At 63.9% G+C, this 15,982-nt stretch carries 17 protein-coding genes; 3 read left to right on the top strand and 14 right to left on the bottom strand.

The genetic code is table 11. The features are described 5' to 3' along the window. Positions 1–49: 49 nt before the first annotated feature. Genes kduD through uxaC form a run of 7 tightly spaced genes read right to left on the bottom strand, consistent with a single transcriptional unit; the run spans position 50 to position 6,760 of the window. Positions 50–817, bottom strand: a complete 768-nt coding sequence (gene kduD, locus FJ430_RS05945; protein WP_140704420.1) for a 2-dehydro-3-deoxy-D-gluconate 5-dehydrogenase KduD — start codon at positions 815–817, stop codon at positions 50–52. Continuing rightward, complete coding sequence (gene kduI / locus FJ430_RS05940; RefSeq protein ID WP_140704418.1) at positions 814–1,665, bottom strand: 5-dehydro-4-deoxy-D-glucuronate isomerase; 852 nt, start codon at positions 1,663–1,665, stop codon at positions 814–816. Before kduI ends, kduD begins: the two co-directional genes overlap by 4 nt. Before the next feature lie 20 nt (positions 1,666–1,685). Further along, entirely contained in the window at positions 1,686–2,459 is a 774-nt protein-coding gene (locus tag FJ430_RS05935) for a FadR/GntR family transcriptional regulator (protein ID WP_140704415.1), read from the bottom strand. Between the two features lie 11 nt (positions 2,460–2,470). Next, positions 2,471–3,751, bottom strand: a complete 1,281-nt coding sequence (locus FJ430_RS05930; protein WP_140704413.1) for a TRAP transporter large permease — start codon at positions 3,749–3,751, stop codon at positions 2,471–2,473. 3 nt (positions 3,752–3,754) lie between these two features. Further along, entirely contained in the window at positions 3,755–4,345 is a 591-nt protein-coding gene (locus FJ430_RS05925) for a TRAP transporter small permease (protein WP_413467829.1), read from the bottom strand. Further along, on the bottom strand, positions 4,342–5,319 hold the full coding sequence (locus tag FJ430_RS05920; RefSeq protein ID WP_140646489.1) for a TRAP transporter substrate-binding protein: 978 nt from the start codon (positions 5,317–5,319) through the stop codon (positions 4,342–4,344). Before FJ430_RS05920 ends, FJ430_RS05925 begins: the two co-directional genes overlap by 4 nt. A gap of 37 nt (positions 5,320–5,356) precedes the next feature. After that, positions 5,357–6,760 carry a glucuronate isomerase gene (uxaC, locus tag FJ430_RS05915; RefSeq protein ID WP_140704409.1) on the bottom strand — a complete coding sequence of 468 codons (1,404 nt, stop codon included), beginning with the start codon at positions 6,758–6,760 and terminating at the stop codon, positions 5,357–5,359. A 165-nt stretch (positions 6,761–6,925) separates the two neighbouring features. Here uxaC and FJ430_RS05910 point away from each other — a divergent pair, with 165 nt between their 5' ends. After that, complete coding sequence (locus tag FJ430_RS05910) at positions 6,926–8,437, top strand: mannitol dehydrogenase family protein (protein WP_181175297.1); 1,512 nt, start codon at positions 6,926–6,928, stop codon at positions 8,435–8,437. A gap of 189 nt (positions 8,438–8,626) precedes the next feature. Here FJ430_RS05910 and FJ430_RS05905 read toward each other — a convergent pair whose 3' ends face one another. The 7 genes from FJ430_RS05905 to FJ430_RS05875 all read right to left on the bottom strand — a co-directional run bounded on the left by FJ430_RS05905 (position 8,627) and on the right by FJ430_RS05875 (position 15,220). Beyond that, the gene (locus FJ430_RS05905; RefSeq protein ID WP_095769727.1) at positions 8,627–9,034 is read right to left on the bottom strand and encodes a F0F1 ATP synthase subunit epsilon; all 408 of its coding nucleotides are present in this window, start codon (positions 9,032–9,034) and stop codon (positions 8,627–8,629) included. Positions 9,035–9,143: 109 nt separating this feature from the next. Then, a complete protein-coding gene (atpD, locus tag FJ430_RS05900; protein ID WP_140704407.1) occupies positions 9,144–10,724 on the bottom strand; it encodes a F0F1 ATP synthase subunit beta in 1,581 nt (526 codons plus the stop codon). 65 nt (positions 10,725–10,789) lie between these two features. Next, entirely contained in the window at positions 10,790–11,674 is an 885-nt protein-coding gene (locus FJ430_RS05895) for a F0F1 ATP synthase subunit gamma (RefSeq protein WP_140704404.1), read from the bottom strand. Between the two features lie 34 nt (positions 11,675–11,708). Further along, on the bottom strand, positions 11,709–13,238 hold the full coding sequence (gene atpA / locus FJ430_RS05890; RefSeq protein WP_140646477.1) for a F0F1 ATP synthase subunit alpha: 1,530 nt from the start codon (positions 13,236–13,238) through the stop codon (positions 11,709–11,711). Beyond that, positions 13,238–13,798, bottom strand: coding sequence for a F0F1 ATP synthase subunit delta (locus tag FJ430_RS05885; RefSeq protein ID WP_140704402.1), 561 nt, complete (start codon positions 13,796–13,798; stop codon positions 13,238–13,240). Before FJ430_RS05885 ends, atpA begins: the two co-directional genes overlap by 1 nt. Before the next feature lie 235 nt (positions 13,799–14,033). Next, on the bottom strand, positions 14,034–14,429 hold the full coding sequence (locus tag FJ430_RS05880) for a DUF4345 family protein (RefSeq protein ID WP_140704400.1): 396 nt from the start codon (positions 14,427–14,429) through the stop codon (positions 14,034–14,036). Between the two features lie 95 nt (positions 14,430–14,524). Continuing rightward, positions 14,525–15,220, bottom strand: a complete 696-nt coding sequence (locus FJ430_RS05875) for an aspartate/glutamate racemase family protein (protein WP_140704398.1) — start codon at positions 15,218–15,220, stop codon at positions 14,525–14,527. A 65-nt stretch (positions 15,221–15,285) separates the two neighbouring features. On the opposite strand from FJ430_RS05875, the gene FJ430_RS05870 reads away from it, so the two are divergent. Continuing rightward, positions 15,286–15,528: a type II toxin-antitoxin system Phd/YefM family antitoxin gene (locus tag FJ430_RS05870; protein ID WP_140646473.1), complete on the top strand. Its 243-nt coding sequence runs from the start codon at positions 15,286–15,288 to the stop codon at positions 15,526–15,528. Further along, positions 15,525–15,980, top strand: coding sequence for a type II toxin-antitoxin system VapC family toxin (locus tag FJ430_RS05865; protein ID WP_140646471.1), 456 nt, complete (start codon positions 15,525–15,527; stop codon positions 15,978–15,980). Before FJ430_RS05870 ends, FJ430_RS05865 begins: the two co-directional genes overlap by 4 nt. The last annotated feature ends 2 nt before the right edge of the window (positions 15,981–15,982 follow it).

Below are 15,982 nucleotides of genomic sequence, written 5' to 3'. Positions count from 1 at the left end.
GTAAAGCAAATCCAGGAAAGGTCCGGCGCGGTTTTCCGGCGGGAGACGGTCACCGCGCCAGCCAGCCGCCATCGACCGGCACCACCGCGCCATGCATATAGTCCGACGCCCGCGCAAGCAGGAACACGGCTGCGTCGCCTATATCGTCGGGCCGGCCCCAGCGCGCCGCGGGGATGCGCCCGAGGATGGCCGCGCTGCGGTCCGGGTCGGCGCGCAGCGCCTCGGTGTTGTTGGTCTCGATATAGCCCGGCGCGATGCCGTTGACGTTGATGCCTTTCGCCGCCCATTCGCAGGCGAGCAGCCTTGTGAGGCCGAGCACGCCGTGCTTCGAGGCCGTATAGGAAGCAACGCGGATGCCGCCCTGGAAACTCAGCACCGACGCGATGTTGACGATCTTGCCGCGCCGTCCGGGCTCCGCCAGCACGCGCCTGGCAAAGCTCTGGCAGAGCCGGAAGATCGTCTTCAAATTGACATCCATCACCTCGTCCCAGTCGGCTTCGCTCAGGTCGACCGCATCGGCGCGCCGGATGATGCCGGCATTGTTGACGAGGCCGTCGAGCCGGCCGCTCTCGTCCCAAACCCGGTCGAGCATGGCGGCTGCCTCGGCCGGATCGCCGAGATCGGTCTTCACCGCTTCGAAGCTGCCGCCCGCGGCCGCGACTTTCCCGGCGGTGTCATCCATCGCCGAACGGCCGACGCCGACGACCAGGCCGCCGGCGCGCGCGATCGACACGGCGATGCCTTGGCCGATGCCGGTGTTGGCGCCGGTGACCAGGATGCGCTTGCCGGTAAGGCTGAAGGCGGAAAGGTCGCTCACCGCAATTGATCCATCGCCACCTGGTCGACGTCGGTATAGTCGACATTGTCGCCGGCCATCGCCCAGATGAAGGCGTAGTTGGATGTGCCGGCGCCCGAATGGATCGACCAGCCCGGCGACAGCACAGCCTCCTCGCTGCGCATGACGATGTGGCGCGTCTCGTCCGGTTCGCCCATGAAGTGGAAGACGCGCTGCCCTTCCGGCAGATCGAAGTAGAGATACGCTTCCATGCGCCGGTCATGCACATGGCAAGGCATGGTGTTCCACACCGAGCCTGGCGCGAGCTGCGTGATGCCGACGACGAGCTGGCAGGTCTTGACGCCGTCGGCGTGGATGAACTGGAAGATCGAGCGTTCGTTGCTGGTCGCCTGGCTGCCGAGGTCGAGCCGTCTGGCGTCGCCGATGCAGATCAACTGGCTGGGATAGGGCCGATGCGCCGGTGCGCTAAGCAGGTAGAATTTTGCCGGCTTGTCGGGCTCCGCCGAGCCGAACGACACCTGCTCAGCGCCCATGCCGAGATAGACCATGTCGCGCACCGCCAATTCGTAAGCCATGCCGTCGGCCGTGACGGTGCCGGCGCCGCCGATGTTGACGGCGATCAGTTCGCGGCGGTCGAGGAAAGCCTTGGTTCCGGTCGGCTTGATCGCCTCGAGCGGCAGGATCTTGTCGATAGGCATGGCGCCGCCGACGATCATGCGGTCGTAATGCGTGTAGGTCAGGCTGACGAGGCCCGGCTGGAAAAGCCCCTCGACGTGGAAATGGTGGCGCAGCTCGTCTGTTCCCATGGCCGCGGCGGTGATGGGATCGATGGCGAAGCGCGAGGAGAATTGTGTGTGTGTCTGGTCCATTTCTAGGCCTTGTCTGACGGTCACTCGGTCGATGCCGCTTTCAGCGAATTGGCATAATAGGCCTGTCTGGCCTGCAGCCGCTCGCGGTAGCGCTGCTGGCTGCGGGTCAGATGCGTGCGCATCGCCTCGCGCGCGGCCTCGGCATCGCCCGCCGAGATCGCATTGAGGATGACGAGGTGCTCGCGCTGCAGGCCGCGCTGGTACTCGTCCGACTGGACGAGCTCTGTCGACCAGGGCGAGGTCACGTCGCAGGGAATGGCGCGGCGTCCCAGCACATCGAGCATCTCGACATAAAACGGGTTGTTGGTGGCGCTGGCGATCGTGCGGTGGAAGGCGAGGTCGGCCGGGCCGGTCGGCTGGCTGGCGAGCAGCAGCCGCTCGAACTCGAAGAAGGCCTCCTGGATCGCGGCCTCCTGGGCGGCGTTGCGTCGGATGGCGGCTAGGCCCGCCGATTCGATCTCGATCGCGAGGCGGACCTCGAGCACGTTGAGCGCGACCGAATCCTTGGCTCCCATGTCGGCGGCCAAAACGCCGAAGGTCGTCGAGATGTGCTCGCTGACGAAGACGCCGGCGCCTTGCCGCGCTTCGACCAGGCCATCGGCGGCAAGCTTGGCCAGCGCCTCGCGGATGACCGTGCGGCTGACGCCGAAAGTCTCCGTCAGCTGGCCTTCGGTTGGCAGCTTCTGTCCGGGCGGAACCTCGCCTGCCAAGAGCTGCTTGCGGATCGCCGCGACCACTGTCTCCGACAGTTTCGGCTTGCGTTCGACCCTGAGGTCGGCAACTGTTTGGGACACGTGGTGCCCTCCTAATGGAACAGGCTCGGCAGCCACAATGAGATTTCCGGTATGTAGGTGACAAGCATCAGCACCGCGAAGGCAGCTCCATAGAACGGCCAGATCGAGCGCATCGCCGTCCAGATGGGAATGCGACCGATGGCGCAACTGACGAACAGCACCGCGCCGACCGGCGGCGTGCAAAGGCCGATGCCGAGATTGAGGATCAGGATGACGCCGAAATGCACGGGATCGACGCCATAGGCCATGACCACCGGCAGGAAGATGGGCGTGGTGATAATGATGAGCGGCGACATGTCCATGAATGTGCCGAGGATGAGCAGGACGACATTGATCAGAAGCAGTATGACCAGCTTGTTGTCGGACACGGACTGCAAAAACGCGACAAGCGCTGCCGGAACCCGGAGATAGGCCAGCAGCCAGCCGAAGGCCGCGGCGCAGCCGATAATCATCAACACCATCGCTGTCGTGCGCACCGCCGCTGTGGTCGCGGTGACGAAATCGTTCCAGCTCATCGACCGGTAGATGATCAACGTCACCAGGAAAGCATAGACGATGGCAATGCACGAGCTTTCGGTTGCGGTGAAGATACCGGATCGGACGCCGCCAAAGATGATGCCGATCAGGATCAGCCCGGGAATGGCGGCGACAAGCAACTGCAAGGTCCGGCCGAAACCGGCAAACGGTTCCGTCGGATAGCCGCGCCGGCTTGCCACCAGATAGGCGGTGACCATCAGTGACAAGGCCAGCAACAGCCCCGGCAGAACGCCAGCGGTGAACAGATCCGCGATCGAGATGCGGCCGCCGGCCGAGATCGAATAGATGATCATGTTGTGCGACGGCGGGATCAGCAGCGCAATGATGGCGCCGACTGAGGTGATGTTGACGGCATAGTCGACGCCGTAGCCGCGCGCCTTCATCTGCGGGATCATCAGCCCGCCGACGGCTGAGGCATCGGCCACCGCCGAACCGGAAATACCGCCGAACATGGTCGACGCGGCAATGTTGACTTGGCCCAGACCGCCGCGCAGATGGCCGACCAGGGACCCGGCCAATGCCACCAGGCGGGCGGCGATGCCGCCGCGAACCATAAGGTCGCCGGCGAAGATGAAGAACGGGATGGCCATCAGCGAAAAGACGCTGACGCCGGAATTGAGCCGCTGGAACACCACGACGGGTGGCAGGCCGATCGTGAGGATCGTCGCGAAGCTGGCGACGCCGAGGCAGAACGCGATCGGCGTGCCGATAACCAGCAGGAAGACGAAAGTGCCGAAAAGCACGATCAGCGCCATGGTTCAAAGCTCCTCGCCGGTTGCGTAGATGTCGGCATCGACCGGCAGCCCGGCAAAGCGCCCCGCCAGCCGCTCGAGTGAAAACAGGCAGACCAGCCCGCCACCCAGGATGACGGGCAGGAAACTGACGCCGCCAGGCAAGGCGAGCGATGGCATCACCGTGTTCCAGGTCAACCTGGCCAGTTGTACGCCATAGACGATCATGCCGGCGCCGAAGGCCAGCACGACGAGATCGGAAATGCTGCGCAGCACCGCCTTGGCCGAGGCAGGCAAGACATAGAGCAGCACGTCGAAGCCGAGATGCGTGCGCTCGCGCACGCCGACGGCGGCGCCGAGAAAGATGAACCAGCCCATCAGCAGCACGGATGAGGATTCGGTCCAACTCGGCGAGCGGTTCAACACGTAGCGCGAGAAAACCTGCCAGAAGATGATGACGGTCATCAGCGTCAACCCGGTGCCGCTGACCCATAACGCCAACCGCGCAAGCCCAGAAAGGGTCCGTTCCACCCGCAGCCAGAACCCTTTCGGACCCGACCGGCTGGATGGCAGCGCGGAAACCTCCGTGCCACCGGGCCCGTTGCCCATCCCAGTCATTTCGTCGCCTGGATACGGGCGGCGAGGTCCTTGAGCTCGGGAGTCGACAGATATTTGTCGTAGACCGGCTTCATCGCGTCGATCAGCGGCTGCTTGTCGATCTCGCTGACCTTGACGCCGGCCTTCTCGACGATGTCGCGCGACTTCTTTTCCTGCGCGTCCCACAGCTCGCGCATCTTGACGACGCTGTCCTTGGCCGCCTGGCGCACGATCGCCTGGTCTTCCGGCGCGAGCTTGTCCCAGCTTGCCTTCGACATCACCAGCACCTCCGGCACGATCTGGTGCTGATCCAGCGTGTAGTGCTTGGCGACCTCGTAGTGCTTGGCGGATTCGAAGCTCGGCCAGTTGTTCTCGGCGCCGTCGATGACGCCGGTCTGCAGCGCCGAATAGACCTCGCCATAGGCCATCGGCGTGGCGTTGGCGCCGAGCGCGTTCACCATGTCGACAAAGACGTCCGACTGGATGACGCGGAATTTCATGCCCTTCATGTCGGCCATCGAGGCGATGTCCTTCTTGGTGTTGTAGAAGGAGCGCGCGCCGGAATCGTAGAAGGCGAGTCCGACAAGGTCATGCGCTTCGAAGGCCTTCAGGATCTCGTCGCCGATCGGCCCGTCCATGACATGGCGCATATGCTCGACCGAGCGGAAGATGTAGGGCAACGACGGCACAGCGGTTTCCGGCACAATGCCGTTGAACGGCCCCATGGAGACGCGATCGAGGTCGATGACGCCGGCTTGGGTCTGCTCGATCGTGTCCTTTTCCTCGCCGAGTTGCGCCGAATGATAGACCTCGATCGAATAGCGCCCGTTGGTGCGCTGCTTGATCAGCTCGCCCATATATTTGACCGCCTCGACTGTCGGATAGCCGTCCGGATGCGTGTCCGAAGAGCGCAGGACGGTTTCGGCCCGCGCGGTGCCGATCATCAAGGACCCGATGGCGAATGTCGCCGCCAGCAATCTCGAAATACGCAACATGTTCTTTCCTCCCTTCAAAAATCACGGATGCTCTGGCTCAGAGCCGGTACGCTTTCTTGGCAAGCGAGTAGGCAAGCTCCCGCGCCAGCTCATGCGCCTCCTCCTCCCGGAGGCGATGCTCTGCGACCAGCCGCGCCAGAAAGGCGCAGTCGACACGCCGCGCGACGTCGTGGCGCGCCGGGATCGACGGAAAGGCGCGCGTGTCGTCGTTGAAGCCGACGGTGTTGTAGAAGCCGGCCGTCTCGGTGGTCATCTCGCGGAAGCGGCGCATGCCTTCCGGGCTGTCGTGGAACCACCAGGCCGGCCCGAGCTTGAGCGCCGGATAGACGCCGGCGAGCGGCGCAAGCTCGCGCGCATAGCTCGTCTCGTCGAGCGTGAACAGGATGATTGTGAGGTCGCGCTCCAGCCCGACGCAGTCGAGCAGCGGCTTCAGCGCCGTCACATAATCGGTCCGGGTCGGGATATCGAAGCCCTTGTCGCGGCCGAATCTCTGGAAGACAGAAGGCGAATGATTGCGCCATGATCCAGGATGGATCTGCATCACCAGGGCGTCGTCGCGGCTCATCTTGGCCATCTCGGTCAGCATCTGGGCTCGGAACAGTTTTCGCTCGCGCTCATCCTCGGAGCCGCTCCGGATGCGGTTGAACAGATCTTCGGCCGCCACGTCGGAAAGATTGGCGGTCTCGGCCGTCGGATGGCCGTGATCGGACGAGGTCGCGCCGAATTCCTTGAAATAGGCGCGGCGCTTTCGATGCGCATCGAGATAGCCGGACCACCTTCCGGTGTTGCATCCGGTGATCTCGCCGAGGCGATCGAGATTGGAAGCAAACCCTTCGAAATCGGGATCGACCACGGCGTCCGGCCGGTAGGCGGTGACGACACGGCCGTTCCAGCCGCTGTCGCGGATCGTCCGGTGCCATTTGAGATCGTCGAGCGCGCCTTCGGTCGTCGCGATCACCTCGATGTTGAAGCGTTCGAACAGCGCGCGCGGCCGATAGTCGTCGCGCTGCAGCAGCGTGGCTATCGTATCGTAGATGCGGTCGGCGCTGGTCGCGGTGAGCGGCTCCTCGATGCCGAACAGATGTTCGAACACATGGTCGAGCCAGAGCCGTGTCGGCGTGCCGCGGAAGAGATAATAATGTTCGGCGAACCGCCGCCAGATCGCCCGGCCGTCGGTCTCGACCGGCGAACCGTCGAGCGTCGGCACGCCGAGTTCCTCCAGCCGCACGCCTTGGCTGAACAGCATGCGGAAAATGTAATGGTCCGGCACGATCAAGAGCTGCGCCGGATCGGGAAACGGTTCGTTGAGCGCGTACCAGCGCGGGTCGGTGTGGCCGTGCGGACTGACGATCGGCAGGTCCTTCACACCGGCGTAAAGGTCGCGCGCCAATGATCGCGTTTCCGGCGCGAATAGCAGGTCCGGATCGGTCAATGCGGCCACGCGGCTCCTCCCAAGGCTTCGCTATTGGTAGATCGGTCAGAGATAATGTCAACATACAAATATTATGCAGTTGTATGATGACTTTCCAACGGAACGCGGCCATTGTGTATGGTGACAGCGGGTGTTACGTCGCTGCCGTCGTTTTCCGATCGGAGACTGGCTTCCATGAGCGGCCGCCTGTCCAATGCTACCCTTGCGGAACTGCCGGCTGAAATTCTGGTGCCTCGCTACGACCGCAAGTCCGTCGCGCCCGGCATCGTCCATCTTGGCGTCGGCGCCTTTCACCGTGCCCACCAGGCCGCCTATGTCGATGCCTGCCTGGCGGACGGCGAGAGCGATTGGGGCATCGCCGGGGTCTCGCTGCGCAGTCCCGACACGCGCGATGCGCTCAAGCCGCAGGACGGGCTCTACACGCTGGCAATCAGGGACAGCGCCGGCGAACGGCTGCAGGTCATCGGCTCGATCCAGTCCTTGCTCGTCGCTCCGGAGGATCCTGGCGCGGTGCTCGCCGCGCTCACCGACCCACGCACCCGCATCGTCACGCTCACCATCACCGAAAAGGCCTATCTCAGGGCAGCCGACGGCGCGCTCGGCAGCGCGCATCCCGATATTGTCCACGACCTCGCCAACCCCGGATCGCCGAAGACGGCGCATGGTTTTCTCGCCGAGTCGCTCGCGCGCCGCCGCGCCGCCGGCACGCCGCCCTTCACGGTGCTCTGCTGCGACAACCTGCCGGCCAACGGCGCGACGCTGCATCGGCTGCTGATCGAGTTCGCGAAATTGCGCGACGCCCAGACAGGCTCCGGCAGCCAGCCGTTGGCAGGCCTTATCGCCGATGAAGTGGCCTTCCCGTCTTCTATGGTCGATCGCATCGTGCCGGCGACGACGGATACCGATCGCGCCCGCATCGCCGGCGAACTCGGCCTCGATGACGCGTGGCCGGTGATGACCGAGCCGTTCCGGCAATGGGTGATCGAGGACCGCTTTCCCGCCGGGCGGCCGGCCTGGGAGAAGTTCGGTGTCACCATGGTCGAGGACGTGCGACCGTTCGAGGACATGAAACTGAGGCTGCTCAACGGCGCGCATTCGGGCATCGCCTATCTCGGCCTGCTCAGCGGCCACGCCACCGTCGACCGCGCCTTTGCCGATCCGTCGATCCGGCAATTCGTCGATGCGCTATGGCAGGAGGCCATCCCAACGCTGCCGCAGGATGCCGGGCTCGACACAAGCGCCTACACGGCCGAGCTTGCCGCGCGCTTTTCCAACACCGCGCTCGCCCACCGCACCGCGCAGATTGCCAATGACGGCAGCCAGAAACTGCCGCAACGCATCGTCGCCTCCGCCCTCGCCCGGCTGGAAGCGGGTCTGCTGCCGGAACATCTGTCGCTGGTTGTCGCCGCCTGGATCGCCGCTTGCGCCATGCGCGGCGGGACCCTACCGGAGGGCCATTTCACCGATCCGCTCGATGCCGCCCTCGGCGACCTGTTCGGCCGCAATCTGCCGACAGCAGAAATGACGGCGGCCGTGTTCGATCTCGCCGGCTTTGCCAAGGGCCATGCGGAACGGCGGAAATTGATCGAATTTGTCGCCACGCATTTCGTCCATTTCAAGCAGGGCGGCCCGAAGCTGGCTCTCGCCGCGCTCGGCATCGGCAACGAGAGTGGAACCGCCCGATAGCGTTTGTGCCCGGTATTGGCTGGATGGTGAGCCGGGACGGCTTCACACTTGTTTGCCGGCCTATCCGTTACCTGCAGCGCGGGCATAGTCGACCCCGTTCGCATTCGGGACTGTTTCGCAAACGAAAAAACGGGCAAACAAAAAAGCGGGGCAGGCCCCGCTTTCTCGATCGCTTGTCGGCAGCCGAAATCAGGCCGGCAGCAGCGCGCCTTCTAGCGTGGTGAGCTGGCTGAGGAACTGCTCGGCCTTGCTGCGGCTCTCGTCGTCCTTGGCGTCGGCCGCGTCTTCCTTGGCCTCCTGGATGCGGCGAGCCAGATCGGCGCGATCGATGTCGTTCACATGCGTCGCCGATTCGGCAAGAAGCGTGCAGCCGGAAGGCAGGATGTCGGCGAAACCGCCGAACACGACGAAGCGCTCTTCCTTGCCGCCCGCGGTCTTTATCGTGACGACGCCAGGCTTGATCGTGGTCATGACCGGCGCGTGCTGCGCCATCACGGTCATCTCGCCTTCGGCGCCCGGAATGACCACGGACTCCACCTGCTCGGAAACGAGCAGCCGCTCCGGCGAGACCAGTTCGAACTTGAAAGCTTCAGCCATGTAAAACTTAGCAGGTAGGGAATAGTGAGTAGTCAGTAGTGAAGGGACGCAACCGTCCGGATCACACCGCTATTCTCTACTCACTACTCACTACTCCCTATTCGCTTCATTATGCCGCTTCAGCCGCGAGGCGCTGCGCCTTCTCGACCGCCTCGTCGATGCCGCCGACCATGTAGAAGGCGGCTTCCGGCAGGTGATCGTAGTCGCCGGCGCAAAGGCCCTTGAAGCCCTTGATGGTGTCGGCGAGATCGACCAGCTTGCCCGGCGATCCGGTGAACACTTCGGCGACGAAGAAGGGCTGCGACAGGAAGCGCTCGATCTTGCGGGCGCGTGCAACCGTCTGCTTGTCCTCTTCCGAAAGCTCGTCCATGCCGAGGATCGCGATGATGTCCTGCAGCGACTTGTAGCGCTGCAGGATCGACTGCACCTGGCGGGCGACCTGGTAGTGCTCCTCGCCGACGACCATCGGGTCGAGCATGCGCGAGGTGGAATCCAGCGGATCGACGGCCGGGTAGATGCCCTTTTCCGAGATCGCGCGGTTCAGCACGGTCGTGGCGTCGAGGTGGGCGAACGATGTCGCCGGCGCCGGGTCGGTCAAGTCGTCGGCCGGCACGTAAATGGCCTGCACCGAGGTGATCGAACCCTTGGTCGTCGTCGTGATGCGTTCCTGCAGCGCGCCCATGTCGGTGGCCAGCGTCGGCTGGTAACCCACGGCGGAAGGAATACGGCCGAGCAGCGCCGACACTTCCGAGCCAGCCTGGGTGAAGCGGAAGATGTTGTCGACGAAGAACAGCACGTCCTGGCCCTGGTCGCGGAAATATTCGGCGACGGTGAGGCCGGTCAGGCCGACGCGGGCGCGCGCGCCCGGCGGCTCGTTCATCTGGCCGTAGACGAGTGCTGCCTTCGAACCCTGGCCGCCGCCCTTCTTGTTGACGCCCGATTCGATGAACTCGTGATAGAGGTCGTTGCCTTCACGGGTGCGCTCGCCGACGCCGGCGAACACCGAGAAGCCGCCATGCGCCTTGGCGACGTTGTTGATCAGCTCCTGGATCAGCACGGTCTTGCCGACGCCGGCGCCGCCGAACAGGCCGATCTTGCCGCCGCGGGCGTAAGGCGCCAGCAGGTCGAGGACCTTGATGCCGGTGACCAGGATCTGCGCTTCCGTCGACTGGTCGACATAGGCCGGAGCCGGCTGATGGATGGAACGCAGTTCGACGCCGTCGACCGGGCCTTCCTCGTCGACCGGCTCGCCGATGACGTTGATGATGCGGCCGAGCATGCCCGGGCCGACCGGGACCGAGATCGGCGCGCCGGTGTCGAAGACGTCCTGGCCGCGGACCAGGCCTTCGGTCGAGTCCATGGCGATGCAGCGCACGGTGTTCTCGCCGAGATGCTGGGCAACCTCGAGCACCAAGCGATTGCCGACATTGTCGGTTTCCAGCGCGTTCAGAATGGCCGGCAGGTGATCTTCGAACTGCACGTCGACGACGGCGCCGATGACCTGGCGGACCTTGCCGGCGGCGCCGACGCGCTTGGCCGCAAAGGCCGGCGCGTTGGCGGTCGCTGCCGCCTTGGCGGGGGCTGCTGCCTTGGCCGGAGCGGCCGCCTTCTTGGCCGGAGCGGCTTTCGCCGCCGCTTTGGGGGCCTCTGCCGCCTTGGCGGCGGTCTTCGGGGTAGCTGCTTTCGCCATCGTCTTTGCCCTTTTCGTCTATCCGTTGTTCACGCCGTCCGCCGGATGTCCCGCGCGGCGCGTGATTAGAGCGCCTCGGCGCCCGAAATGATCTCGATCAGTTCCTTGGTGATCTGCGCCTGCCGCTGGCGGTTGTAGGTGATCGACAGCCTGTTGATCATGTCGCCGGCGTTGCGCGTCGCATTGTCCATCGCGCTCATCTTGGCGCCCATCTCGCCGGCCGCGTTTTCCAAAAGCGCGCGGAAGATCTGCACGGCGATGTTGCGCGGGATGAGGTCAGAGAGGATCTCGCCTGGCTCCGGCTCGTATTCGTAGACAGCGGTGGCGCCGTTGCCCGTTTCGGCGACGGCCGAAGCCTGCGCCGCCGGGATGATCTGCTGCGCCGTCGGGATCTGGCTGATCACCGATTTGAACTGCGAATAGAACAGCGTGCAGATGTCGAAGCCGCCCTCGTTGAAGAGGTGGATGATCTTGCGCGCGATCGCATCGGCATTGACGAAGCCGAGAGTCTTGACTTCGCGCAGGTCGACACGCTCGAGGATCATCGAAGCGTAGTCGCGGCGAAGGATGTCGAAACCCTTCTTGCCGACGCAGATGATCTTCACCTGCTTGCCGTCGGCCAGCAGCCGGCGGATGTGGTCGCGGGCGAGGCGCGCGATCTGCGAGTTGAAGCCGCCGCACAGGCCGCGCTCGGCCGTGCAGACGATGAGCAGATGCACATCGTCCCTGCCGGTGCCGGTCATCAGCGCCGGGGCATCGCCGCCGCCGCCGATCGCCTGGGTGATGTTGGCCAGAACCGCGCCCATGCGCTCGGAATAGGGACGCGCCGCTTCCGCCGCTTCCTGCGCGCGACGCAGCTTCGCCGCGGCGACCATCTGCATCGCCTTGGTGATCTTCTGCGTCGCCTTGACCGAGGCGATACGGTTACGAAGGTCTTTTAATGAAGGCATGCTTCAAACCTGATCCCGTGCGTCCGGCTTGTTGTTAGGCGAAGGTCTTGGCGAAGGCGTCGATCTCGGCCTTGAGCTTGGCGCGCAAATCGTCCGACAGCGCCTTCTCCTTGCGGATAGCGTCGAGCACGTCCTTGCCGGCCGAGCGCATATGGCTGAGCAGGCCATGTTCGAACTTGCCGACCTGGTTCAGCGGCAGCTTGTCGAGATAGCCGTTGACGCCGGCGAAGATCACCGCGACCTGTTCCTCGACCTTGAGCGGCGAGAATTGCGGCTGCTTGAGCAGCTCGGTCAGGCGCGAACCGCGATTGAGCAGACGCTGCGTTGCCGCGTCGAGGTCGGAGCCGAACTGCGCGAAGGCGGCCATTTCGCGATACTGCGCGAGCTCGCCCTTGATGGAGCCGGCGACCTGCTTCATCGCCTTGATCTGCGCCGAGGAGCCGACGCGCGACACCGACAGGCCGACGTTCACCGCCGGACGGATGCCCTGGAAGAACAGGTTGGTCTCGAGGAAGATCTGGCCGTCGGTGATCGAGATCACGTTGGTCGGGATGTAGGCCGACACGTCATTGGCCTGCGTCTCGATGATCGGCAGCGCGGTCAGCGATCCGTTGCCGTTGTCGTCATTGAGCTTGGCGGCGCGCTCGAGCAGGCGCGAATGCAGGTAGAAGACGTCGCCCGGATAGGCTTCGCGGCCCGGCGGGCGGCGCAGCAGGAGCGACATCTGGCGGTAGGCGACGGCCTGCTTCGACAGATCGTCGTAGCTGATCAGCGCATGCATGCCGTTGTCGCGGAAATATTCGCCCATGGTGCAGGCGGTGAACGGCGCCAGGAACTGCATCGGCGCCGGATCGGACGCGGTGGCGGCGACGATGATCGAATATTCGAGCGCGCCGCGCTCTTCCAGCACCTTGACGAACTGCGCGACGGTCGAGCGCTTCTGGCCGACGGCGACGTAGACGCAGTAGAGCTTTTCCTTTTCGGGGCCGTTGTCGTGCACCGACTTCTGGTTCAACATCGTGTCGAGGATGATGGCGGTCTTGCCGGTCTGGCGGTCGCCGATGACCAGCTCGCGCTGGCCGCGGCCGACCGGGATCAGCGCGTCGATGGCCTTGAGGCCGGTCGACATCGGCTCATGCACCGACTTGCGCGGGATGATGCCGGGCGCCTTGACGTCGACACGCTTGCGTTCGGTTGCCTTGATCGGGCCCTTGCCGTCGATCGGATTGCCAAGTGCGTCGACGACGCGGCCGAGCAGGCCCATGCCGACAGGCGCGTCGACGATGGCGCCGGTGCGCTTGACGGTGTCGCCTTCCTTGATGTCGCGGTCGGCACCGAAGATGACGACGCCGACATTGTCGGCTTCGAGGTTAAGCGCCATGCCGCGGATGCCGCCCGGGAACTCGACCATCTCGCCGGCCTGGACGTTGTCGAGGCCGTAGACGCGGGCGATGCCGTCACCGACGGACAGAACCTGACCGACTTCGGAGACCTCGGCCTCCTTGCCGAAATTCTTGATCTGGTCTTTCAGAATTGCGGAAATTTCCGCGGCGCGGATGTCCATCAGCCGACCTCTTTCAGTGCAAGCTTGAGCGAATTGAGTTTGGTTTTGAGCGACGTATCGATCTGGCGCGAGCCCATCTTGACGATCAGCCCGCCGAGCAGCGACGGATCGACGGTCATGGCGATGGCCACGTCCTTGCCGGCGATGCCTTTCAGCGCCGCCTTGAGTTCATCCTGCTGCGCGGCCGTCAGCGCATGCGCCGAGGTGACCTCGGCGGACGCCTCGCCGCGATGGTCGGCGGCGATCTGGCGGAACGCCTTGATCATGCCGGGCACCGCGAACAGGCGGCGGTTCTTGGCCACCACGCGCAGGAAATTGCCGACCAGGCCGGTGATCTTGGCCTTGTCGGCGATGGCGGCGATGGCCTTGGCTTGGTCCTCGCTGGAAAACACCGGGCTGTTGATCAGCCGCGAGAGATCGTCGCTGTCATTGAGCATTGCCTCGAAGCCGCCGAGGTCGGCCTCGACCTTGGCGACTGAATTGTCCTGCAGCGCGAGCTCGAACAGCGAGCCTGCGTAGCGTTCGGCGACAGCTGAGATTGGCGATGACGATTGGGCCACGGACCGTCTTTTCTCTTGTCTGACAGGCCGCAGATTGTTGGCGCGAGCGAAAACTCTGGCTAAATCTTTGACCTTACTGCATTTTTCCAAGCACGGAGGCGCGGCTTCCGCTATCCCCGGTCGAAAGTCGATTGCCGTCTAGCACAGGCTTTTTAAGACCGCAATGCATCGTCCGGCATGGTTTTCAGGCACTTTTGTCGCATCAGGCGGCGAAGGCCAAGCTCAAGCGTCGAATTCACGGAACGAAGCCGAAGGCAAAGGCCAGCGGCAGCGCCGCCAATGCCAATTCAACCACGATCGAAACCCAGTTGAAAGGGGTGTTGGCGCTGTCCGACATCATCGACAGAAGCCGGCCGAAGGCGGTGAACAGCCAGGAGAAGCCCAGCGCCATGTAAAGCAGCGGCTGCGCCAGCAGGATGCAGCACAGGCTGACGCCGAGATAGAAGCCCGACATGCGGCCGCGTCCTTCGGCGATCGCCGCCGCTTTCTCCGGCCTTGGCTGCAGGCGCAGCGCGCGAAAGGCAAGCCCCGGCGCCAGGAACAGGAACAGGCCGAGGGCCAGGGTCACGACGGCGCTCGACCAGGCCAGCCATTCACCCTGGCTCGCGGGCCACGGAAACGCGAAGTCCATATAATCCCCCTCGTATTTCTTGTTCTGAAACACCGGCATTCTAGCGAGGGAATGAAACCGCGCCAGAGGATGGCGGGCACATTAGGTACAGCGCATCAAGCGAGCGCGAAATCGACCGCGGCCTCGGCATGGATCCGCGTCGTGTCGAACACCGGAACGTCGAAATCGCCCTGGCCGATCAGCATGGTGATCTCGGTGCAGCCCATGATGACGCCGTCCACGTCGTCGGTGCGCCGCATCCGGCCGACTTCGTCGAGATAGGCGGATTTCGATTCGCCTTTGACGACGCCCTGGCAAAGCTCGTCATAGATCACCCGGTGCACCATGTCGCGGCCGGCGTGGTCCGGCACCACCGGCTGGAGGCCGTATTTGTCGGCAAGCCGACCCTTGTAGAAGTCCTGCTCCATGGTGAAGCGCGTCGCTAGCAGCGCCGGCCGCTTCACGCCGGCATCGACGACGGCATGCGCCGTGGCGTCGGCGATATGGATAAGCGGGATCGATATGGCCGCCTGCACCGCGTCGGCGAGCTTGTGCATGGTGTTGGTGCAGATCAGCAGGCCCTCGGCGCCGCCCGCCTCCAGCCTGCGCGCGGCTTCAACGAGGAGGACGCCGGCGCCTTCCCAGTCACCGGCATGCTGCCGTTCGGCGATCTCGGCGAAATCGAACGACCACAGGAGCAGCTTGGCCGAATGAAGCCCGCCGAGCCGCTCACGCACGATCTCGTTGAGCAGGCGGTAATAGATCGCGGTCGATTCCCAGCTCATGCCACCGATGAGGCCGAGGGTTTTCATGATCGCGCTGTCCTTTCCTCAGCAATTCCTATATTATGACTACATGAGACCACAAGGAGGTTGCTGTGAAAACAATGCAAGTTCGGGAAGCCAAGGCAGGGTTCTCGGCGCTCGTCGAGGCCGCGGAGGGCGGCGAGCCCACCATCATCACAAAGCATGGTAAGCCAGCAGCCGCCATCGTTTCGGTCGAAGACTTGCAAAAGCTTTATCCGGTCGAGCGTCGAAATTTCGGGGAATTCCTTCTGACCTATCCGGGAGGAATCGAGTTTGAAAGGAATGAGTCGCCGTCGCGGGATATCGACCTTTGAGCGGCTATCTTGTGGATACTTCCATCTTATCGGCATTCGCGCCTGGAAGGCCGCCGCTTGCAAAAGACGTCGCCACCTGGATCGTGACCCAAGGTGCAAAGCAGGCACTCTTCATACCGGTTATAGCGATCACTGAAATCGAGAAAGGCATATGCAAGCTGGCCCGCGCCGGGGCCACAAAACGCGCCGAGGGTCTCACTGCCTGGCTCAATGAAACCATTGAAGACTTCGCTGATCAGATTCTAGAGGTCAATGCCGATATAGCGCGAAGGGCGGGTCAAATGGAGGAGGCAGCCTCTGCACAAGGGAAGAATCCCGGTCTAGCAGACATATTGATCGCGGCCACGGCGGCAACCAACGAGCTCACCGTGATAACTGCAAACATCAGGCATTTTGAGGCGCTTGGTGTTTGGTGTTGGAATATACTGCAAGACCCGCCGAGCGACGATTAGTC

Source organism: Mesorhizobium sp. B2-8-5 (assembly GCF_006440675.2).
Classification (GTDB): domain Bacteria; phylum Pseudomonadota; class Alphaproteobacteria; order Rhizobiales; family Rhizobiaceae; genus Mesorhizobium.
Note: the sequence above shows the minus strand (reverse complement) of the source record. Positions and strands in the feature narration are given on the sequence as shown.